The organism is Paenibacillus sp. FSL H7-0737 (assembly GCF_000758545.1).
In the GTDB taxonomy this organism is placed as follows: domain Bacteria; phylum Bacillota; class Bacilli; order Paenibacillales; family Paenibacillaceae; genus Paenibacillus_AQ.
Genome location: NZ_CP009279.1, coordinates 2,212,604 through 2,233,402, shown reverse-complemented (window position 1 = coordinate 2,233,402; position 20,799 = coordinate 2,212,604). Strand labels below are relative to the sequence as shown.

Annotated in this window: 17 protein-coding genes; 5 read left to right on the top strand and 12 right to left on the bottom strand. The window is 41.9% G+C overall.

What is annotated here, in order from left to right:
• Nucleotides 1–102 precede the first annotated feature (102 nt).
• From H70737_RS09405 to H70737_RS09355, 11 genes are all read right to left on the bottom strand, one after another.
• Nucleotides 103–729 carry a type 1 glutamine amidotransferase family protein gene (locus H70737_RS09405; protein WP_042186662.1) on the bottom strand — a complete coding sequence of 209 codons (627 nt, stop codon included), beginning with the start codon at nt 727–729 and terminating at the stop codon, nt 103–105.
• Nucleotides 730–835: 106 nt separating this feature from the next.
• Nucleotides 836–1,801, bottom strand: a complete 966-nt coding sequence (locus H70737_RS09400; RefSeq protein ID WP_042186661.1) for a helix-turn-helix transcriptional regulator — start codon at nt 1,799–1,801, stop codon at nt 836–838.
• Nucleotides 1,802–2,450: 649 nt separating this feature from the next.
• Nucleotides 2,451–3,407, bottom strand: coding sequence for a pectinesterase family protein (locus H70737_RS09395; RefSeq protein ID WP_042186659.1), 957 nt, complete (start codon nt 3,405–3,407; stop codon nt 2,451–2,453).
• A gap of 27 nt (nt 3,408–3,434) precedes the next feature.
• Nucleotides 3,435–4,325, bottom strand: coding sequence for a dienelactone hydrolase family protein (locus H70737_RS09390; protein WP_042186657.1), 891 nt, complete (start codon nt 4,323–4,325; stop codon nt 3,435–3,437).
• Nucleotides 4,326–4,336: 11 nt separating this feature from the next.
• Complete coding sequence (locus tag H70737_RS09385; RefSeq protein WP_042186655.1) at nt 4,337–5,698, bottom strand: glycoside hydrolase family 28 protein; 1,362 nt, start codon at nt 5,696–5,698, stop codon at nt 4,337–4,339.
• 22 nt (nt 5,699–5,720) lie between these two features.
• Entirely contained in the window at nt 5,721–6,842 is a 1,122-nt protein-coding gene (locus H70737_RS09380) for a glycoside hydrolase family 88/105 protein (protein WP_042186653.1), read from the bottom strand.
• A 112-nt stretch (nt 6,843–6,954) separates the two neighbouring features.
• Entirely contained in the window at nt 6,955–8,058 is a 1,104-nt protein-coding gene (locus H70737_RS09375) for a glycoside hydrolase family 88/105 protein (RefSeq protein WP_042186651.1), read from the bottom strand.
• A 41-nt stretch (nt 8,059–8,099) separates the two neighbouring features.
• Nucleotides 8,100–8,975 carry a carbohydrate ABC transporter permease gene (locus H70737_RS09370; protein ID WP_042186649.1) on the bottom strand — a complete coding sequence of 292 codons (876 nt, stop codon included), beginning with the start codon at nt 8,973–8,975 and terminating at the stop codon, nt 8,100–8,102.
• Nucleotides 8,976–8,996: 21 nt separating this feature from the next.
• Nucleotides 8,997–9,965, bottom strand: a complete 969-nt coding sequence (locus H70737_RS09365; RefSeq protein WP_042186647.1) for an ABC transporter permease — start codon at nt 9,963–9,965, stop codon at nt 8,997–8,999.
• A 104-nt stretch (nt 9,966–10,069) separates the two neighbouring features.
• On the bottom strand, nt 10,070–11,632 hold the full coding sequence (locus tag H70737_RS09360) for an extracellular solute-binding protein (protein ID WP_042186645.1): 1,563 nt from the start codon (nt 11,630–11,632) through the stop codon (nt 10,070–10,072).
• Nucleotides 11,633–11,815: 183 nt separating this feature from the next.
• Nucleotides 11,816–13,333, bottom strand: a complete 1,518-nt coding sequence (locus H70737_RS09355; RefSeq protein WP_042186643.1) for an extracellular solute-binding protein — start codon at nt 13,331–13,333, stop codon at nt 11,816–11,818.
• A 179-nt stretch (nt 13,334–13,512) separates the two neighbouring features.
• Here H70737_RS09355 and H70737_RS09350 point away from each other — a divergent pair, with 179 nt between their 5' ends.
• The 5 genes from H70737_RS09350 (at nt 13,513) to H70737_RS09330 (ending at nt 20,355) form a co-directional block, all read left to right on the top strand.
• A complete protein-coding gene (locus tag H70737_RS09350) occupies nt 13,513–15,858 on the top strand; it encodes a helix-turn-helix domain-containing protein (RefSeq protein WP_042186641.1) in 2,346 nt (781 codons plus the stop codon).
• Nucleotides 15,859–16,386: 528 nt separating this feature from the next.
• On the top strand, nt 16,387–17,103 hold the full coding sequence (locus H70737_RS09345; protein ID WP_042186639.1) for a rhamnogalacturonan acetylesterase: 717 nt from the start codon (nt 16,387–16,389) through the stop codon (nt 17,101–17,103).
• Nucleotides 17,090–18,190, top strand: a complete 1,101-nt coding sequence (locus H70737_RS09340) for a mandelate racemase/muconate lactonizing enzyme family protein (protein WP_042186637.1) — start codon at nt 17,090–17,092, stop codon at nt 18,188–18,190. Before H70737_RS09345 ends, H70737_RS09340 begins: the two co-directional genes overlap by 14 nt.
• 17 nt (nt 18,191–18,207) lie before the next feature.
• Entirely contained in the window at nt 18,208–19,050 is an 843-nt protein-coding gene (locus H70737_RS09335; RefSeq protein ID WP_052404226.1) for a sugar phosphate isomerase/epimerase family protein, read from the top strand.
• 144 nt (nt 19,051–19,194) lie between these two features.
• On the top strand, nt 19,195–20,355 hold the full coding sequence (locus H70737_RS09330) for a glycosyltransferase family 4 protein (RefSeq protein ID WP_042186635.1): 1,161 nt from the start codon (nt 19,195–19,197) through the stop codon (nt 20,353–20,355).
• Here H70737_RS09330 and H70737_RS09325 read toward each other — a convergent pair.
• Complete coding sequence (locus tag H70737_RS09325; protein ID WP_042186633.1) at nt 20,327–20,791, bottom strand: DUF2269 family protein; 465 nt, start codon at nt 20,789–20,791, stop codon at nt 20,327–20,329. The genes H70737_RS09330 and H70737_RS09325 overlap by 29 nt on opposite strands.
• Nucleotides 20,792–20,799: the final 8 nt, after the last annotated feature.

Below are 20,799 nucleotides of genomic sequence, written 5' to 3'. Positions count from 1 at the left end.
TAACCCTTTATGCTTAACTATCGTACTCCGTTAGAATTCCTGTTGAACGAACATTTATATTGTTACTCATGTGGCATTTTGTCCATATTAATGCTGATACCTTCATTGTATTGAATTCATCAACTCATAGTAATATTTAGAATCACTAGTCTTATTCAGGCTATACCAGGCGTCTAATGTTTTTGGAGAAAACACATCCAAAGCTTTCAAGATGTGTGCAGAAAATTCCAACGGAGCTATTCCAGATGCTGTGATCAGTTTTCCATCAGTTACAGCAGACTCCATTTTGTAATACTTTTCTCCTGTATAAGTGGGACAGATCATTTTAAGGTATTCCAGATCATTGCTTGTATGCCCACGTGAATTCAGCAATCCTGTCTGGGCAAGTCCCATTGTAGCACCACAAATCGCTGCAACCCATATCCCTTCCCTTAAACACCTCTCAGCGATTTTTAAGAGGGGGTGGTGAATGGTTTCTGTCCATGTATCTCCACCGGGTAAAATCAATAGATCTGATCTTTCAATGCTGCACTCATCCAATTTGATGTCAGGCCGTATTTTCAATCCACCCATTGTAGTTACTGGAGTCTTATCAATTCCCACGGTAACTATTTTTGATGGGGCCAGCCCCTTTTTATAATATCTTCCCGAGTTCAGTTCGGCAGTTAAGTAGCCTATTTCCCAGTCTGCCATTGTGTCAAACACATAAAGATATACCGTATTATTCATTTGCAAGTTCTCCTTATTTTATAATTCATCAAGTGATACCAACCATCGGTAATCAATGATTATCATCATTATAAAATGACTTCACTGACATCCACTGTCAGTGAAGCTAATAAAGTTGATAATATTCCATTAACTCCGACACAACACCAACTAGTTTTTCCTTCAAACTCTGTGGTTCGATTACTTGAATGGATTTCCCGTAGGATAAGAGAAAATTAGGAACATAGGTATGAATTGATTTTTCCTCAAGTAAAAAGATTGCTTGATTTGATGTACGCTCTTTCAGATGATGCCCCAAAAACCAATGCAGGCATAAGTCATCCAACGCCTCTGAGCTACCTTCGATAATTAAAGCAATTAACCCGTCCTTGCCGACTAAATCAGGTAATAGATTTTGCAAAAAAAATTCCCGAGCCAAAAAAGCTTCGGAACGCTTAAATATGTTTTGAGTACGCTTGATTTGTAAAATCCGTTCTACCCGAAAGCTGCGAATCTCATTTCTCAGGTGGCAAAATGCAACAATATACCATTTATTGTTCCAGTAAACCATTCCATAGGGATCTATCACCCTAGTCTTGGGTTGATCATCACGGCGTGTGCGATAATCAATTTCTACAGAGAATTCGTTTGCTACAGCTTGCTCCAATTCCGCCAATACTGGCTGAATAGAAGGGTCTCCCTTACGGTTTATAACTTCAAATCCGGCTAAATGACGGCTGAGAACACCTTCCTGTTCCTGATTCGAATACATTTTCAATTTGGATGTCGCATTACCTAATGCCTCACTCAAAGGGTATCCGGCTTCTTTTGCAAAAACAGCAGCATGAAGAAGTGCTTTTTTTTCTTCAATATCAAATAGCAGAGGTGCTCTGATAAAATTATTCAGCAAGCTATACCCGCCATTATGACCAGTGTCGGATATTATAGGCACTCCACTGGCACCTAGCGCATCAATGTACCGATAGACTGTCCTTATATTTATTTCTAACTTTTCGGATATTTGTTTTGCGGTCATTTTAACGCCCGAATTCAGCATCCATAGGATTGCCAGCATATTATCGTTTTTTGGCATCACATATACCTCATCTTTTATTAGGAACGCTCTAAATTATTAGCTTTGCGAATCGCCTGCATTCCTTTATTCATCAATCTAACAAAATATAGAGGAGATTAGCTCATATAATGAACTAACCATCCTCTATTTATGTTACTACAATTAACTCAGTCTACAACTTTATTTGCCGAAATATTATTAGATAATCAATTTATAGGCATCAGAACCATTCATTTTATCAATAAGATATTCACTACAAACTAGCCTTCGACTTAACTTGAAAAAACATTCATAATCATTTTAATAATTGTAGTGACTATCCATTAAGTGATCTTGGTATACAAGGGCATTAACACTCAAAGCTAGCAAAATTTTTTTTAGTATTAAACAAAAGGTGGGGAAGAAATGCATTGGAAAAAGTATTTTATTTTATTGCTACCAACGATATTAATTGGGCTATTTTTATTTTACATTCTTCCAGCAATCCAGAGACCTTATGTTTTAATAGTTCCTATGGTATTTTGGTTGATCTATTACTTTTGGATATATATTGAAAGAAAACAAAAGAATAAATGATAAAGAGCTCATTCATTTAAAAAAGGCAGCCTAGGACTTTATCTCACTCGTCCATGACTGCCTCTCTTTTATAAACTAATCAATTACAGTATTACTTCCAAAAGTCCGTCCCAGCAAAAACAAACTCTTTATCCAGCGCTTCTTCCCCATCCTCAAAGCAATCCACCCAGGGAACACGTTGCTTTCGCACATTAGCAGTATCCTTCACGCCAAATTCCTGATATCTTACAGTTTGCTCATTCGCTGAGTTATTCCAGTTGTCCCAGCCCAAAGGATGAATATGCGAACCCATCTGACAACCCACAAATACTGTCTTAGCGTACTCACGCCAAGGACGTCCTAGAAACACTGGAGCAATATCAGGGTCGGGTGTTAAGAAGCAATTCTTGAAAATATAACCATGTGGCTGTGCCTCGGGTGTGGAGGCAGCTGTTATATAACCTGTATTGTTCTCATAATGACGTAAACTGCGGATTTCACATTGATCAAAATAAGCCGTTGCACCGCCAAAAATAAAATCGATTGTTCCTTCTATATAGCAATGCTGATACAACTGACGATACTGGGCATGATGTTCTCTCAGCGGAACGCCTCCGAATGCCCCTCGCTCTCGTGGAGTAGGTGGCAAAGGCCCTGTGAACAACGTGTCTTGATGCCCTTTGAAGGTACAATGTCTGAACACGGTTTGGTCACAATGTGCATAAACGGCTACCGCCTGACCAATAGGTTCTCCCTGCCCAGCACTATTGGTAATCACCAGGTTCTCTAAAACCAGGTGGGTGCCTCCCAGAAATAACGTTGGTGTAGCAAACGTATTGATTTCTTTACCCGCTTCATCACGCTCTTTGGCATAATGATTCATGGTTATTTCTACGAGGCCAATCCCTATAATCGTTAAATAAGAACGATAAATCCTAACTGTCTCATTATAGATGCCTGACAAAATATAAAGCGTATCTGCTTGGCCCGATGGCTCGCACTCTAGCGAATCTATCGCCTCTTGAATCGTGTGATAGTCACAAAAGGATTCTTTGCCTACTACTAGCATCGTTAGTTCAGTTCCCTTCTATGGATTTTAGAGATGCTTCGCCAAAAATTGCTGCCATAAAGTCCGCATTTCTAAGGTCTCCATATGCCCACCACTTGAAATGACAGGTTGCCAATGTTCTGATTTCCCTGCCGTTTGATAAGCTTCGGACAGCCCCCTATCCAAGAGTTCTACTCCTTCAGTGGGACATAGCCGATCATTTCTGCCTACCAGGCTCATTCGCGGGCGGGGAACGATCCGCTTTTGAATATCGAGCGTTGTGTAATGCTTCAATAACCCGGGAACATAAGAATAGTAACCATGATGATCTAGTCCTCTTACCGCAATTAAGGTATGCGCATCTACTTGACCACAAATATCGACAATCACCCCGACTCGTTCGTCTAATGCAGCCAGCCACCAGGCCATCAAACCACCCATGGACATGCCGATTGTTGCGATTCGTGACGTATCAATATCCTCACGTTGGCCCATATAATCTATCATACGAATATTGTCATATAGCATCATGCCCCACATGACCTGCCCCTGCCACAGCATTTCCTTCACTAACTCACTCTCAGTTTTGCCACCCCGCTCATTAAATCCCCACATGTCGATACAGCAAGCCGCATACCCCAACTCCGTTAGCGCTTTAGCAAAAGAGGGCTGTTGCAAATAGGGACTACTCCGAATAAACTCATTGCGTCCATTCGCGTAATTCCCTCCATGAGAATGATTAAAGACAACCAGCGGAAACGGCCCTTCTTTATGTAAAGGGATTGCTACGTAAGCAGGCACCTGTTCAATCCCATTAAAATCCAGTAAAAGGGATTCCAGACTATATCCGTCCCGCTCCTCTTGGTTCATCACAGTTACGGCAATCGGTTTATCCGTCGGAAGATCGCCTAACAGTTCCTTCAGCTTATCAGGCTCCATGGTTTCCTCCCTTACGGACACACATTCTGTTCTGTGGGCGAAATTGTAACTTGTTCTACTAGTTTTTCTGGCTTGCTCGTGTTCTTCGAATGACAATTCATGATCTCTATGGCTTCGCCATTTTCAATATAAAAAGCAGGCCCTTCATGATTCTCGATGCTCACCTGATGGAATTGCACATCCCTTGCATTGCCCAGAAAAAATCCGCGATTGTTCATGTTTTCGATCCCTGTCATCATATCCGGATGCCCGGGAACTGCATTGTGTGCCATGGAGATATCAATATTCGTAAAAGTAATCTCCGATACATACTGCTCTGCAAGTCCATATAAGAATCCCGCAGATGCATGTACATTACGTGCGGTAATATTGGCGAAATGAATTCGTCTAAAGCATGGCGTTTCATCTGTAATCGGATAAGGGTTTTTATCCCACACATACTTCTCTTTCCCGCGAGGTCCACAGAAATAGTATAGATTTAGTGTGAACGGACAAATGACGTCTTCCATTACAATATTACTGATCCGAATATCTTCAATCGTCCCTCCTCGTCCACGTCTTGATTTCATTCGTATGCCACGATCGGTTTGTTTGAATACACAGTTACTAATGGTTACATTACGAATATCTCCGCTCATTTCACTTCCGAGTACAACTCCCCCATGTCCATGAACCATGGTACAATTGGTGATCGTAATATTCTCGCATGGAATGCGCTCTTTCGTATCTTCAGTTCCCGCTTTGATAGCAATGCAGTCATCACCTACATCAATATTACAGTTACTAATCCGAACATTCGTACAAGATTCTGGATTAATACCATCTGTATTCGGAGAATCAGCCGGGTTCAAAATAGACAGATTATCAATCGTCACATTGTAGCAGCCCACAGGATTAACGGTCCAGCTTGGAGAATTCACTAGCGAGACATCCTTAATCGTTACCCGCTGACAGCTATCAAATCCAATCAAAGTCGGACGGGGGTACTTGAGCTCTTCAGGGCGGTTCCGAAATACATCCCACCATGCTTTGCCATTACCATTAATAGTTCCGTTTCCGGTGATCGATATATTGACTAAACCTTTGCCATGAATACAAGGCGTATGAACCTGCTGCTTCACCCCTTCCCATCTGCATTCCACCGCAGGATAATTCACCGAATTCGTACTGAATGAAAGAATCGCTCCTGGATTTAAATTTAATTCAATATTGCTTTTCATAACAATCGCACCCGTATAGAAAGTACCTGCTGGCACATAAACGGTTCCTCCACCAGCCTCACTTGCCGCTTCAATCGCATGCGCAATCGCCTCTGTCGCTAACATCCCGCTATTCTTAAGCGCCCCAAAATCCTCAATATTATATACGGACATTTTATAGCACTCCTATTCTATATCAGATCCAGCCTCTTAATTGTTCGTACTCCACACAGGCTTGCAAGAAAGCACCGACACCCTTTTGGTCGTTAGTAACAATAGGCTCACTAATGTAATAAGCGAACGTGCCGTCGCGTTGATCTGCTCCACCTAACCCTGCTACTTGGCAATTCTTATTTAAATTGACCCATCCTTCTTTGGTCTCAAGAACAAACTCTGAGATAAGTCCTTGGAAGGCGAGATCTAACGGTTCGTACCAACTAGCCTCTAATACGCCTAATCGAATACCTTTTGCCATAGCATACACAATCATGCTAGAAGCGGAAGCCTCTAAGTAATTCCCTTTGCGTTGCCCCAGATTCACTACTTGATACCAGACGCCAGATTCAGGATCCTGATATTTCTTTACAGCTGATAAAGTATCGTTTAGAATACGCACCAGCTCTGAATAATCGGAATGCTCACTCGGCAATAACTCTAGAACATCTACTAAAGCCATAAGATACCAGCCAAGTGAACGCGCCCAAAAGTTTGGAGAGCATCCTGTCTCGCGGTCACACCAAGGTTGAAGACGCTGTTCATCCCATGCATGATATAACAGACCTGTTTCCGAATCCTTCGTATGCTTCTCACACAAGATAAATTGTTTCGTAACATCTTCAAGCCCCTGCCCTTCTTCAAAAGCTAGCAAGTAGGCTAAATAGAAAGGCGCGCCCATATAAAGACCATCTAACCAGATTTGATAGGGATAAATATTTTTATGCCAAAAAGCACCTTCCGAGGTTCGCGGATGTGTCTCTAGCTGCTTTCTAAATAAGGTAGCCGCTTGTTTATATTTTTCCTGCTTGGTTTCTTTATATAGCGTAAATAATAATTTCCCGTTGTTAATGTGATCGATATTGTATTCATCTAGTCGATAACCCTTAACGCTGCCATCCTCCTGAATAAAGTTATCCATCTGATCTTGAATGAATTGCAGATACTTCGCATCACCGGTTTGCTTCCAAAGCCATTCAAATCCATTCAATACGACACCATAGTCATACGTCCAGCTTCCGTTGTAGCCTTTATCTTCATAGAGCTTTGGTGTCCTCGCCATGATTGAGTCTGCTGTGCGGATTGCCCAATGTGATCTCTTCATCCCAACCCCCTGATTATCATTAAATTTAAGAACTACCTTCTCCCACAAAATAATAGGACTTGATTCTCAGTCCCAGAGAATCAAGTCATTGTCTAGTAAGAATTCAATCGAATCACCCTTGGATTAAGCTCTCCATCTCAACACAAGCCATCACCAACGCGCCTACGCCATGTAAATCATTTTTAACTTTAGGTCTAGTGACGTAACTCTCGTAATCCCCAGCCGAAGTACCGATACAGATGTCCGGCAAAATCAACCTATCCTGCTCATCCCACTGAATGATTTGGATTAACCCTTCATACCCTTTTTTAGCCGCGGCTGTAGCGACTTCCACATCACTTACAATGCCATGCTTCACTGCTTTGGCAATTGTATAGACGAATAAACATGAACCTGAGGCCTCCAGCCAATTATCCGGCTCATGCCCCTTATCTACGACCTGATACCAAAGTCCACTTACCGGATCTTGATAACGAATAAGGGCATCAACAAAATCACGTAAAGTAGAAGATAATTCAGCTCGGGCTGGGTCTTGGACGGCCAACAGATCAAGAAATTGCGACAATGCGAGACCATACCAGCCCAGCGATCTGCTCCAAAATTCCGGTGAGCACCCTGTCTCCGGGTTTGACCATGGCATCCGGCGGCTCTCGTCCCAAGCATGATACAATAACCCGGTTGTCTCATCTTTCATGTACTTACGCATTAACATCTCTTGATGGAGAACTGTATCACGCAAGCTAGGATCGCCATAGACATTAGCATATTTTAACGAGAATACGCCTGCCATATAAAGCCCATCTAACCACATTTGGTTAGCATATTTATCCTTATGCCAATACCCACCTTCAGAGGTTTTGTTTAACGTAAGCAATAAATTCCTCAGCTTCTCCGCAGCAATGCGATACTTAAGTTTACCTGTCCGTTTATGAAGATTAAACAGCAGTTGTCCAGCTTGAACAGCATCCAGCTCATCGCGGGCGAAATAAAAGTTACCATATTCATCTACCAAATCATCCACGTATTCCTGAATATAGTTAATATAGCGGTCTTCTTGATAAGCACTCCACAAAAGCTCCATCCCACACAGAAATACACCTTGATGGTAATGCCAACGATGTGCTGGAGGAAGCTCTCCCGCTCTATAAGTATCCATTAAAGAATCGCATGCCTTTTTTGCCCAATCCATTGGTGTTGTTGGTATCCTGCCAGTCATCTCCAAGCTCCTTCCAAAGAATAATCTCTCTCTTCCTCTTATTAGCCCTTCATAGAACCTAACATGGCACCTTTGGCAAAATGCTTCTGTATGAATGGATATACACAAACTATTGGTAAAGTAGCAACAACGATAACAGCCATTTTAATTGTTTGGTCTGGCGGTGGAACAGTTGTATCCAGTGTAGAGCTGTGATCCATACCGCTGGCAAGGACAACAATTTGTCTGAGCAGAACCTGTATTGGCCACTTCGAACTATCATCCAAATACAGAATCGCATTCATGTAAGTATTCCAATACGTAACCGCATAGAACAATCCGATAGTCGCTAACGCAGGTAAGGATAATGGCAATACAATTCGAAATAATATTCCGAAGTCGTTGCAACCATCAATTTTGGCCGACTCCTCCAGACCTTCAGGTATATTTTGGAAAAAATTTCTCAAAATGATCATGTTAAACGCACTAATTGCTGAAGGAAGAATAAGCGCTGCATAACTGTCTATTAGTCCCAATTCCTTTACCACGAGGAAGGTTGGGATCATTCCACCATGAAAGAGCATCGTGAACACAACCATAAAGTTAACCACTTTACGTCCATCCAGATCTCTTCTGGTAAGAGCGTAGGCCATCAAAGAAGTTATAAACAAGCTGAGGAAAGTACCTACTGCCGTAACACCAATGGAAACACCCATGGCTTTAAATATTGTATTCGTTGAAAAGATGAACTTGTATGCTTCCAGACTCCATACCTTTGGGATCAGTACAAACTTACTAGAAGCTAGTTCTGCACTCGTTGTGAAAGAGCCTGCTACAACGTGAACAAGGGGGAGCACAGTTATTAAAGCAATGATCGCAAGCAGCGTGAAGTTTATAGCAGAAAAAATTCTGCCACTGATTGTTTTATCTTCTACCATTTCTATTCCTCCCACAACATATCAATAAACGCCTTCTTCTCCCATTTTCTTAGATGCTTTATTCACCAACATAACCATGATCAAGCCGACAATTGATTTGAAGAATCCAATGGCTGTACTGTAACTAAACTGCCCTTGTCTCAGACCAGCAGTATATACATACGTATCGATAATTTCCGCAACTTCTCGATTCATGGAGTTAAGCAGCAGAAACACATGTTCAAATCCAAGATCCAGAACGGAACCAATTTTCAAAATAAATAATGTGATAATTACGCCTCTAATCGCTGGAAGTGTAATATGCCAGACTTGTCTGAGTCGTCCAGCTCCATCCATACGTGATGCTTCGTAAAGTCCTGGATCAATGGCAGCTATAGAAGCTAAATAAATAATCGTTCCCCAGCCTGCTTCTCTCCAAATCACCTGAATAATATACATGGGCCTGAACCATCCAGGATTCAGCAGGAAATTAATTTTTTCAAATCCGAAATAGGAAAGTAGCTCGTTGATAATTCCTCCATCCATCGTAACCATTACAAAAGAAATGGAGACGATGATAACCAACGACAGAAAATGGGGCAAATAGAAGATCGTCTGAAAGGTTCTTTTGAAAAAGCTGCCTTGAAGTTCATTCAACATCAGGGCAAGAATAATCGGCATTGGAAAATAGATAAGAATGTTTAATCCGAAAAGCACAAGTGTGTTCACTAAAATATTTAAGAAATCCGGCTCTGTGAACAACCTGCTGAAATGCTTCATTCCTACCCAGTTACTGCCTGTTATTCCTTGATAAGGTTTGTAATCTTGAAAGGCGATAATTAGTCCGTACATAGGAAAATATTTAAAAATAATAAAATATAGCACTCCCGGTGTTAGCATGACGTAGAGCCATTTATTTCTCCACAGACGCTTTTTAAGTTCACTGCTGCTCTTGTAAGTCTCACGCTTTATTTGTGGAGCTGGACTGGGCTGTGCGGTGAGTTCCTGCATGATTCTCTTCCTTTCTCCTTCTTTATTCAAACTCTTTATTTCTCCATGTGACTATGAAGAGAAAAGGTTGTTGAAACAAAATCAACAACCTTTTCAGCTAGGTTTTATTTCTTATACAATGCGTTGTACTCATCAATAATCTTAGCTCCGCCACGGTTCTTCCAGTTCTCAACTTCTTTTTCGAACCCTGCTTTGTCGATCTGTCCATAGATATATTTATAAGTTGCATCGGTAATAATCTGTTGAAGCTCAACACCTTTTTCTGTGTACGTAGCCGAATCCATCGCAGCTGTTGGATCTGGTACACCCACCTTGACATTCTCAAGAACCAATTGATCCGCATGAATTCTTCCTGGCAGCGTGTTATAGTTCTCGTACATTCCATTGGTTTCAGCTTCGCCGATAACGCTGTCCTTATATCCTTTTACTTCACGTTCAATCAATTCTTTGTCATCTGTAGCTTTTGCTTTACCGTCTTCAACGGTATAGTGAGTACCCTCGATTCCCCAATACATCAAATTAGCTACTTCTGGGGTCATCATTTGATCAAAGAAAGCAAGAATCTTCTTGAGTTCTGCCTCATCTTTTACAGCAGATTTTGGGAACAAGACAACATTGTTATAGCCTGGAATCATCCATTGAGCATACTTTCCATCTGGACTTGCAACCATACTATGCGCATCCAAAACAGCATCAGGGTTATTCTTAATAGTATCTTTATTGAGGGAATCAATATCTTGCATGGAGCCCCCAATATAGAGTCCACCCTTTCCAGCCTTAAACATATTTACAGCATCTGTTTTACTGGTAGCAGCGAAATCTTGATTAATGTATCCGCCATCACGAGCTTTTTTGAAGAAGTCCATCGTGTCGAAATATTCATCGAATGTAAATTCAGGCGCTAATTTTCCATCCTTCTCTCCCCAGGTGTTCGGTGTTCCGAACCAAGAAGAGACAGTTTTGAAAGCTCCATAGGTCAACTCATTACGGTCAATAATACCTGTAGTATCTTTCTGTCCATTACCGTCTGGATCTTGTTCCGTGAAGGCCTTAGCCATTTCGAATAATTCATCTACATTTGCTGGTGCAGCAAGTCCTAATTTATCAGCCCAGTCTTTTCTGTAAATGATACCTTGACGTGCTAGAGGGCGGCCGATATATAAGGTGTACAGCTTGCCGTCCACTTTCGTGTTATTCAGAATTTCTGGTTTCAATTTACTCAAATTAGGAAACTCGCTTAATAGCGGACCTATTTCCCAGAATTGTCCGTCTTTTATCGCTTCTTTCATCTGAATGAAGGTTGTCTGATTCTTCAAGTACGTCACTTGCGGCAGTGAGCCGGTTGCAAAGGATGAATTAAGTTTTTCTTCATAAGTATCAGCCGGGAAAAATTGATAGGTCAGCTTCGTGTTGGTCAATTTTTCAAGTTCAAGCTTAATCGTATCAGGCGGGGTCTCTGGAATATTTAATGGAAGCATAATCTTAATTTCTGTTGGTCCTGCTTTCACTTCTTCTTTAGGTGCTTCTGTCTCAACCGGCTTAGCAGTGCTCTCACCACTTGCAGTTTCAGAACTTGCTTGGTTGTTGTTGTTACCACCACATCCAGCTAACAATGTGCTGAACGCTAACAGTGCCGTCAACAACATGGTGAAGGATTTCTTCTTCATACCATTTTGACCTCCATAATTTGTATTGGTTACGAGTTCCACGTTACATCGTCGGCAAGGTTACGAAAACAATCATTTCCCCATAAAGCCCCGTTCTTAAAGGGATCTGATCAAATGATTATGGTGATAACACAAAAAAATCCACCGCGTCATCCGCAGTGGATCAAAGATTATCTAACCTATTTACTTTTCTATCCCAAGCTCAGCCTCACCATATTCCTTAATAATCTGATTTCCTCCGCTAGCTCTCCATTTCTCAACTTCCTTCTGGAATCCCTCAGCGGTTATATTGCCTAGTATGTAATTGTACGTAGCATCCACAATGATTGTAGACAATTCCACATTTTTCTCATCATAGGTGGATGAGCTTAAAGACACGGTCGGATCGTCGACCAGAAAAGATTCATTATCTTTACTTAGCTGATCCGCAAGTGAGGTCAATTGCTCCTTCTGAGCCACCTCCATAATGTTCTTATTACTAATATCTGCAATCATCAAAGAATATAACGGATTTACTTCTTGCACCCGCAGTTCTGAGGTTTCCTCGGGAAGAATGATTTTTCCTCCCTCAAGCTTATAATGGCGCCCTTCAAACCCATACATCATTATATTCGCTACATCTTTATCCATGGTTCGATCAAAGAATTCGAGTACCTCGCGGAGTTCATCCTCCGTAGCAATGGCTTTTTTGGAGAAGAGATAGAGTCCATTATAATTGGGTATCGACCACACCTTATATCCTACTGGCCCTTCGATCCGATTGATTAACGTAAGTTCTGCCTTTGGATTCAAATTCTGAGCTTCAATAGACAGCCGCTTTACATCTGTCATACTGCCAATAAATACACCAGCAATACCATTAATGAACTTATCACGTTGTACTTCTTTGCTCGTTAAGGCGAAATCCTGATTAATAATTTTCTCATCATATAATTTCTTCATGAAATTCATGGTGTTCATATACTCAGCGGTCACAAATTCAGGAACGAATTGATGATTCTCTAGTTTCCAATTATTCGGGGTGCCAAAATACGAACTTAATGTCTTAAATACCCCATACACAAGATCATTTCGATCGACTAATCCGAAGGTATCCTGTTTGCCATTCTGATCAGGATCGTTGTATGTAAATTGCCTCATAACCTCATACAGTTCATCCAGTGTCTGTGGATTATTTAAATGGAGATTGTCGAGCCAATCCTTACGAATAATGACCCCCTGTCTGGAAGAGGGGCGTTCCGTATATAGGCCATAGATCTTACTATCTACAGAAGTCTGCTTAAGAATAGCGGGGTTCAGTTGTTTAAGATTGGAGAACTCCTGAAGATAGGGGCCGATCTCCCAAAAGGCATCCGAACGAATAGCATTTTTCACCAGATTATAGTCTGAGAATTTTACAAATGTGACCTTTCCCAGGGAATTGGTCGTAAGCGCCGTGTTCATCTTATCCGTGTAGACCCCCTCTGGAACCCACCTTATATCGAGCTTCACACCTGTCAGTCTTTCGATCTCTGCCATAATCTCTTTCGAAGGCTGTTGTGGAAAATGAAGGGGTGCCAAAATTGAGATGCTCGGGGAAGATACTACTGGGCCGGCTTCGGCAGATTCCTTATCGTTGCAAGCGCTTAAAAAAGAGAAAACGAGCATGGTAAATAAGCAGAAATACTGCGTTGCCCTTTTACCCATAGATACTTTAGACATTTCTGTGGCCTCCTAGGTATTGTAAGGATTATCACTCTATATCTTGAAAATTTTACAATTTATAAGCATAATTAGAGCTAATGATTATCACAGAACGAGATGATTATTGTTATTTCATACCAAGTTACATACACTTAGATTAAGTGTCTACTTCTACATAAGTAAAGGTGCTGAGTCCCGTGAGACCATTAAGCTTTCTAAGTAAGCTAACGATGTTTGCCTTTGTAATTAGCACGCTGCCTGTGTTGTTCATCGGTTCTTTTTCATATTTCACATCTTCAAAAGAAATTCAAAAAAACGTTAACAACAGCAAAATGGAATTAATCTTACAAATCACCTCAAATGTAGAACATAAGTTAACAACTGTCAATCAAACATTAAACCAAGTGATCAATTCTAGTGTATTAAAAAAAGCACTAAACAACCCTTTAAATGAAACCGATTTCATTTTATACAATGATTTAAGAAACGAAATTCGCAATATGCAGTCCTTCGATACAAAGCTGGAAGATGTTATCTTATTAAATCAGCAGCAAAATTGGATGATCAAAAATTCTGGTGTATATCGCTTAAATGAGTACAAGGACCATGCGCAGCTCACCAACCTGATGAATATTGCCGAAGATACCTCGTGGATCCTGAACCCGTCCTCCATATTTTACAGTGAGGAAAGCATTAACGTCACAGGCTGTAACTACAGCATTAGTCTTATCAAGAAACTCCCAACCAATAAGCTGCAAAAATATGGGCTTGCCTTAGCTAATATTCCTGTCTGCAGTCTTCAGGATTTCATTAACTCGGATGTACAGCCACTCGATGATATTATCGTTCTGGATAAGACAGGTCGATTCCTGCTCCATCCGGACCGCAACTTGATCGGGAAACCAATGAAAGAAGGCGGATTTACAGAAGATTCTTTCATTACTAATCCATCTAAACTTTCAGGTCAGTTTAAGACCAGGATCCACAAGAAGGATTACTCCGTCACTTACATGCGCTCTCAGATGAATGGCTGGGTCTATCTTTCGGTTACATCCATGGAAAGTTTAACGAAAGAATCCAAAAAAATTAGCCTGTTTACGATATTCGTGTGTAGCTTTATGCTTCTATTGTCTATTCTCTTGGCATGGATCGGTTCAAGACGGATGTACACTCCCATTGAAAGACTACTCAATCAAATGGGCCAACGCAAACCGGACATTAAATCCAGACACACGAATGAATTTCAGATTATTGGAGAACAAGTTCATTCTTTATTCCAATCCAAATCACAGCTGGAAAAAGAAGTCCGTCAGCATATCCAACAGGTGCGTACCTTCTTCCTAATCAATGCTTTCCATGGCAACGTTAAGAAGCGCGATCTGCATGAAGAGCTGGAACAATTCGGCTACCATAAGCAGCTCGAAGAATGGAAGACGATGGCTGTGATTACGTTGTCGATTGATTTTGCCGATGATTCCAGCTATGAGAAAAAAGATCTTAATCTCTTATTATTCGCTGCCCACAATATAATCGAAGAGTTAGTCTGCCCTGAACAACGACTGGCACCAGTAATTATGGATCATGCAGTAGTCGTCTTATTGGGGAGTCCCGACAGTGATACCGAGTCTTTTCACAAGACATTATATTCATTAACGGAGAAGCTGCAGCAGGAAATAAACAACTACCTAAAGCTTCAGGTGAGCATTGGTCTGAGCCTTCCCTTCAACACATTCGATAAATTATCCACTGCTTACAGAGAGGGACTCGAAGCATTGAAGCATCGGATCAAACTTGGTAAAGGTGTCATTATCCAGTATGAAAATATTAACTCTGGCAAGCACTATCTGAATTTGAACTACCCTACTCATAAAGAAAATGACTTACTGGATGCTATCAAATTAGCTGAAACAGATAAAGCAAAAGAACTCATTCATTTGCTCTTCAAATCTATCTTTGCTCATGAGCTTTCACCACAGGAATACCAGATCCCGTTGACGCGCTTACTCAATAATTTACTCATTATGATGCAGGAATCCGGTATTAGCTTAAATCAAATTTATCATGCTAATGGTTCCATATTTGAGGAGCTGCATGACCTCCATACTGTAACGGAGATTGAAGATTGGTTTTGGAGCATGGTCATTTATCCGATGATCAAGATTTTTAACAGCAGACAAAATGCTCAATACCACAACATCTCAGAGAAGATCATCGATTTAATACAACATGATTACGATACAGATCTTACTTTAGAAGAATGTGCTTCACGTCTGCATTATAATGCCAACTATATCAGCAGCGTCTTCCGTAAGGAGACCCAGTACTATTTCAGCGAATATTTAACGATGTACCGATTTAAAATGGCGAAAAAATGGCTGAAGGAAACTGATATGCCCATTAAAGATATTGCAGCCAAATTAAGATATAACAACTCTCAGAACTTCATTCGCTCTTTCCGTAAGCAGGAGGGCATGACACCCGGACAATACCGGGATCACAACGCTGGCACAAAACTTAAATCCACCTTTGACGAATCAATGTAAAAAGAGAGAACTATTGTCCAGGTGGAACAAGCATAAACGCCTTCGGCGTCCTAATATGGACGGCAAGCGTTTAAGCGAGAAATATAAGACATAAAGTATCGTGTGAAACTTATACTTTCTTATATTTTCAAAAAAAGAGTCTCTCTTTTTTTCTGAAATATGTTAACGTGTGCATATAACCTTTTAAGGAGGAATTGGAACATAATGTTGAGCTTCCGTGTACATTCCAACCATGCAGAACAAACCGAGCTCTCTCTGGAAACCTCACTACTCACCCTTTATCCCCTTGCAACGCCTGGGAGACCGCCCAACACAAGCTGAGCTTCACGCCTACTCCTCAGAATCACAGATGACTTCTCTAACACCTCCAACTTTTATATGGACTACTGTAAATGATGCCAGCGTTCCTGTGGAGAATAAGGACGGCATGGTTTAGGGCTTGCTAAAGAACATCCTCATTGGCAGCAATGGCTTTCCCTTTCTGAGAAATGGCTAAGTAAACACCACTACATTCAAGGAGAAGATCATATGACACCCACATTATTTATTGCGGGGGATTCCACTGCGGCTATCAAAGGCGCTGGAGAAAAACCTATGACTGGCTGGGGAGAATACCTGCAAGGTTATTTTGGGATTTCTGTTCGAATCGAGAATCGCGCCATTAATGGTCGCAGTACCAAATCCTTTATAACTGACGGCCGTTTGGAGGACATCCTTAAAGACTTCAAGGCCGGTGACTACCTCTTCATTCAATTTGGACATAACGATGAGAAAAAAGAAGATCCTTTGCGTTACACTGATCCCGACACTGAATATCGCCGCAACCTAATTCAATATATTGAAGCTGCTCGGCAGTTAGGCGGGACTCCGGTTCTACTAACCTCTGTAAGTCGCCGCCGCTTCAACTCCGATGGAGAGCTTGACCCGCTTGCTGTAGGCGCTTATCCCGAGGCTATGAAGCAGGTAGCTGAAGAAACGCAAACACCACTGCTTGATATTTTCGCAGCTTCGCAAGTGCTCTATCGTTCGTTAGGTGTTGAAGAATCCAAAAATTTATTCATGCATTTGCCTGAAAAAGCACATCCGAATTACCCAAACGGAGTTATGGATGATACTCATTTCTCTGAACAAGGTGCTCAGCACATCGCCAGACTTGTGGTTCAGGCTATTGAACAATCTACTGCCTTACCATTAACAGACTTACAACAACTACTACAAGGAGTGATCACAGATGTCTCTAATTAAAGAAGTTATTACAGAGTACTATCGTATCCCTTTGCCGGAAATCATGGAGGACGCTAAACACGGACTGCACACTCACTTTGAAGTTCCCATTGTCAAAATTAGAACCGATGACGGTCGTGAAGGGGTAGGTTATACCTATACTGGCGGATTTGGCGGCAAAGCAATCTGCTCACTAATTGCGAATGAATTAACTCAGATTTTAATCGGTAAGGATGCTAGCTGTGTGGAAAGTATCTGGGAGCAGATGAACTGGGGAATACATTATGTTGCTCGCGGGGGTCTGGCTAGCTTCGCCATTGCAGCATGTGACATCGCTTTATGGGATTTACGTGCGAAGAAAGCAGATGAACCCCTCTACAAACTTCTGGGTGGCGCAAGCAATGAGGTCAAATGTTATGGTGGAGCGATTGATTTAAATTTCCCATTAGATAAGCTCCTGCGCAACAATCAAAAATACCTAGACATGGGCCTTCAGGCTGTCAAAATTAAACTAGGACAAAAAACATTAGCTGAAGATGTGGAACGAGTGGCAGCGGTGCGCCAATTAATCGGTCCAGATGTAGCCTTTATGGTCGATGCGAATATGAGCTGGAGTGTAGAAAAAGCAATCAAAGCCGCACGAGAGTTTTTGAAATACGATATTCTTTTCTTAGAAGAACCAACGATTCCAGAAGATTACGCCGGCTATGCACGTATCGCAGAAGAGTCAGGCATTGCTGTTGCAGGCGGAGAGAACTTGCGGACATTAACTGAATTTCATCACATGCTGCAATATGGTCATGTCGATTTCCCACAACCCGATGCTTCCAATATAGGTGGGATTACGGGCTGGTTAAAGGTAGCTCACTTAACACAAGCGTATAACCTTTCCGTCTCCACGCATGGAATGCAGGAATTACATGTTAGTTTGTTAGCGGCTATGCCAAACGCAGGTTATCTGGAAATGCATAGCTTCCCTATCGATCAATACACTACGCGTCCACTAGTGATTAACAAAGATAATGGAATGGCTATTGCGCCGGATGTTATAGGCACTGGCGTTACCTTTGACTGGGATAAATTAGCGCCACACAAACAACAATACTAATGGGAGCGATCGATCATATGAGTATTCCCCTGCACCTAGGTGTTCGAGCACATGATTTCACACAAGTTCCATTGAAGGATTTAATTGAGAAGCTTCAGTTCTATAATTTCGCTCATATTCAGTTTGCACTTAAGAAATCTTTTCCTGACAGCACTCCGAGTCTGACTGCTATAAGCCCTGGAACAGCTAGTTATTACGGAAATGTCTTTAGACAGGCTGGTATTCAGATTGCGGTGCTTGGCTGTTACGTTAATATTGTAGACACCGATCCATACAAACGGGCACAAGCGTTAGCCGAGTTCAATACGCATCTTCGCTTGGCCAGAGATTTCGGCGCCAGTCTAGTAGGTACGGAAACCGGAAGTGTGGCACTTGGGTATACCACAGATAATTTTACAGAAGAAGCTTTTCAACAGGTCGTTACTTCGGTAAAGCTAATGGTCGCAGAGGCCGAACGTTTTGGTGTGACGGTAGGTATTGAAGCAGGACTTCATCATCCGCTGTATTCCGCTTCCTTAACTCGCCGACTGCTGGATGAGATTCCTTCTAATAATCTTCAGATCATATTGGATTGCGCAAATCTAATGTCACCTACAAATTACTTGCATCAGGAAGCTATTATTATGGAAGCTTTGAAGCTCTTAGGAAATCGAATTGCCATCATTCATTTAAAAGATTTTATCGTGCAAGATGGAGCGATCAAAATTGTTCCTGTAGGTCAGGGCTGGCTTGAGTTTGAGCCGATTCTCCGTTATATGAAATACGAGCGTCCGCATATTCAGGGCATTTTAGAGAGTACTCCTGAATCGCATCTAAGAGAAAGCATCTCTTTTTTACAGCAGATATATGAAGAAGTGTAAATATAAGATCACATACAAAAAAATCCACTGTACACCTCACTACCTTGTGCAGTGGATTTTTATATTCTGTTTAACATCCGTTTGACCTCCATGAAATAATGGGCTGTTATGATCAAGACATCAAGTGTACCTGGGAGGGGTTCTATGCGTCTTGCTTTATTTACAGACACATTTCTTCCGCAAACGAATGGTGTCTCACTTACGCTTCAGCGCTTAACCACTCATTTGAACCGGCGAGGTATCGAGCATCTGCTATTTTCGCCGAAATCTGCTCCTGAAGACAGTTATGCCGATCCCATACGTCCCATTACCAGTATCCCCTTTTTCTTATACCCGGAATGTAGACTCGCGCTGCCGAATATGTCCTCCATCCAGTCAGAGCTAAAAGCTTTTCGACCCGATCTGCTTCATTTGGCTACTCCATTCAATATTGGTCTATGCGGCCTTCGCTATGCGCGAAAGCTTGGCCTACCTCATGTCGCCTCCTATCATACCCATTTTGATCGCTATCTTGAATATTATCGGATGAAAAAAATTGTTCCTCTTTATTGGAAGTACATGAAGTGGTTTCATCGGTCCTGCGATGCTACCTTCGCTCCCTCCAATGAAACACTCGATTCCCTCCAAGCTCAAGGTTTTCAACGTTTGAAGCTTTGGTCTAGAGGCATCGACTGCAATCTCTACACTCCCAAAAAACGCAGCCATCAGGTCCGTGATCGTTACGGAATTACCGCACCGATATTACTTCTGTACGTGGGAAGGATTGCTCCTGAAAAAGATATCAACACCCTTGCTCTCGCCATGCAGCAATTGCCCGAGTCTATGCAAGCTCAGGTACATTGGTTAGTTGTTGGAGACGGTCCCTTATTATCAGAGATGCGGGCGCAGGCGCCGCAAAATGTCACGTTTACGGGCTACAAACACGATGAAGAGCTTGCCCAATTGTATGCCTCAGCTGATCTATTCGTCTTCCCTTCCAGTACGGAAACCTTCGGTAATGTTGTCCTTGAAGCCATGGCCTCTGGACTGCCTGTCCTCGCCGTAAATGAAGGCGGGGTGAAGGATCTGGTTACACCCGGTCGCACCGGAATAATCGCCCCACCTCGTTCCCCGGATGCTTTTATTCGTGAGATTTGTGCATGTATAGAGCAACCCCAAAAGCTGGCTGCTATGGGTTATGAGGGGCGACAGCTGGCGCTCGGCCGCTCGTGGGAGAGCATTTTTGATGGACTCATTCGCGATTATGAAGAGATCATTGAGAATAGACGCTTCGATCTTATACCGGCTTTACTACCATTAATATAATAATGACGATAGTGAGCACATGTACAGCTGCTTCTAACGGAGCGATCTTGTTCATCGCGGCGTTGTAGCCTACAGGGATTTCGTCGCCTTCACTCGCCATCACGAGCTGGGTCAGCTTTTTCAATCGAGGCTCAACAAATCCAATAATAATGACTTCTATCACGATAAAAAATAATAACGAAAGATTGATCCACAACACCGACAAGCCCATTTTATCAATGATCATTAACAAAATGCCTGTAACGATCAGGGTAATCCCACCCGTTTTAGGGAATCTGTTGATTGTCTTCATCATGCCAAATACAAAACGAAGCTGGCTGCCTGTCTTGGCAGAGCTTGTCAGTATTGGCAGCACAAAAGCTGGTCCAATTCCCACTATGGCCGCTATAACATGTATGACTACCACAATCTTAGAGATAATATCCGTCAATTCCATGATTACAA

What these genes read in the sequence shown, in the direction of transcription:
- H70737_RS09405 (WP_042186662.1), bottom strand. Translation starts at nt 729, where the DNA reads ATGAATAATACGGTATATCTTTATGTGTTTGACACAATGGCAGACTGG.
- H70737_RS09400 (WP_042186661.1), bottom strand. Translation starts at nt 1,801, where the DNA reads ATGCCAAAAAACGATAATATGCTGGCAATCCTATGGATGCTGAATTCG.
- H70737_RS09395 (WP_042186659.1), bottom strand. Translation starts at nt 3,407, where the DNA reads ATGCTAGTAGTAGGCAAAGAATCCTTTTGTGACTATCACACGATTCAA.
- H70737_RS09390 (WP_042186657.1), bottom strand. Translation starts at nt 4,325, where the DNA reads ATGGAGCCTGATAAGCTGAAGGAACTGTTAGGCGATCTTCCGACGGAT.
- H70737_RS09385 (WP_042186655.1), bottom strand. Translation starts at nt 5,698, where the DNA reads ATGTCCGTATATAATATTGAGGATTTTGGGGCGCTTAAGAATAGCGGG.
- H70737_RS09380 (WP_042186653.1), bottom strand. Translation starts at nt 6,842, where the DNA reads ATGAAGAGATCACATTGGGCAATCCGCACAGCAGACTCAATCATGGCG.
- H70737_RS09375 (WP_042186651.1), bottom strand. Translation starts at nt 8,058, where the DNA reads ATGACTGGCAGGATACCAACAACACCAATGGATTGGGCAAAAAAGGCA.
- H70737_RS09370 (WP_042186649.1), bottom strand. Translation starts at nt 8,975, where the DNA reads ATGGTAGAAGATAAAACAATCAGTGGCAGAATTTTTTCTGCTATAAAC.
- H70737_RS09365 (WP_042186647.1), bottom strand. Translation starts at nt 9,965, where the DNA reads ATGCAGGAACTCACCGCACAGCCCAGTCCAGCTCCACAAATAAAGCGT.
- H70737_RS09360 (WP_042186645.1), bottom strand. Translation starts at nt 11,632, where the DNA reads ATGAAGAAGAAATCCTTCACCATGTTGTTGACGGCACTGTTAGCGTTC.
- H70737_RS09355 (WP_042186643.1), bottom strand. Translation starts at nt 13,333, where the DNA reads ATGTCTAAAGTATCTATGGGTAAAAGGGCAACGCAGTATTTCTGCTTA.
- H70737_RS09345 (WP_042186639.1), top strand. Translation starts at nt 16,387, where the DNA reads ATGACACCCACATTATTTATTGCGGGGGATTCCACTGCGGCTATCAAA.
- H70737_RS09340 (WP_042186637.1), top strand. Translation starts at nt 17,090, where the DNA reads ATGTCTCTAATTAAAGAAGTTATTACAGAGTACTATCGTATCCCTTTG.
- H70737_RS09335 (WP_052404226.1), top strand. Translation starts at nt 18,208, where the DNA reads ATGAGTATTCCCCTGCACCTAGGTGTTCGAGCACATGATTTCACACAA.
- H70737_RS09330 (WP_042186635.1), top strand. Translation starts at nt 19,195, where the DNA reads ATGCGTCTTGCTTTATTTACAGACACATTTCTTCCGCAAACGAATGGT.
- H70737_RS09325 (WP_042186633.1), bottom strand. Translation starts at nt 20,791, where the DNA reads ATGGAATTGACGGATATTATCTCTAAGATTGTGGTAGTCATACATGTT.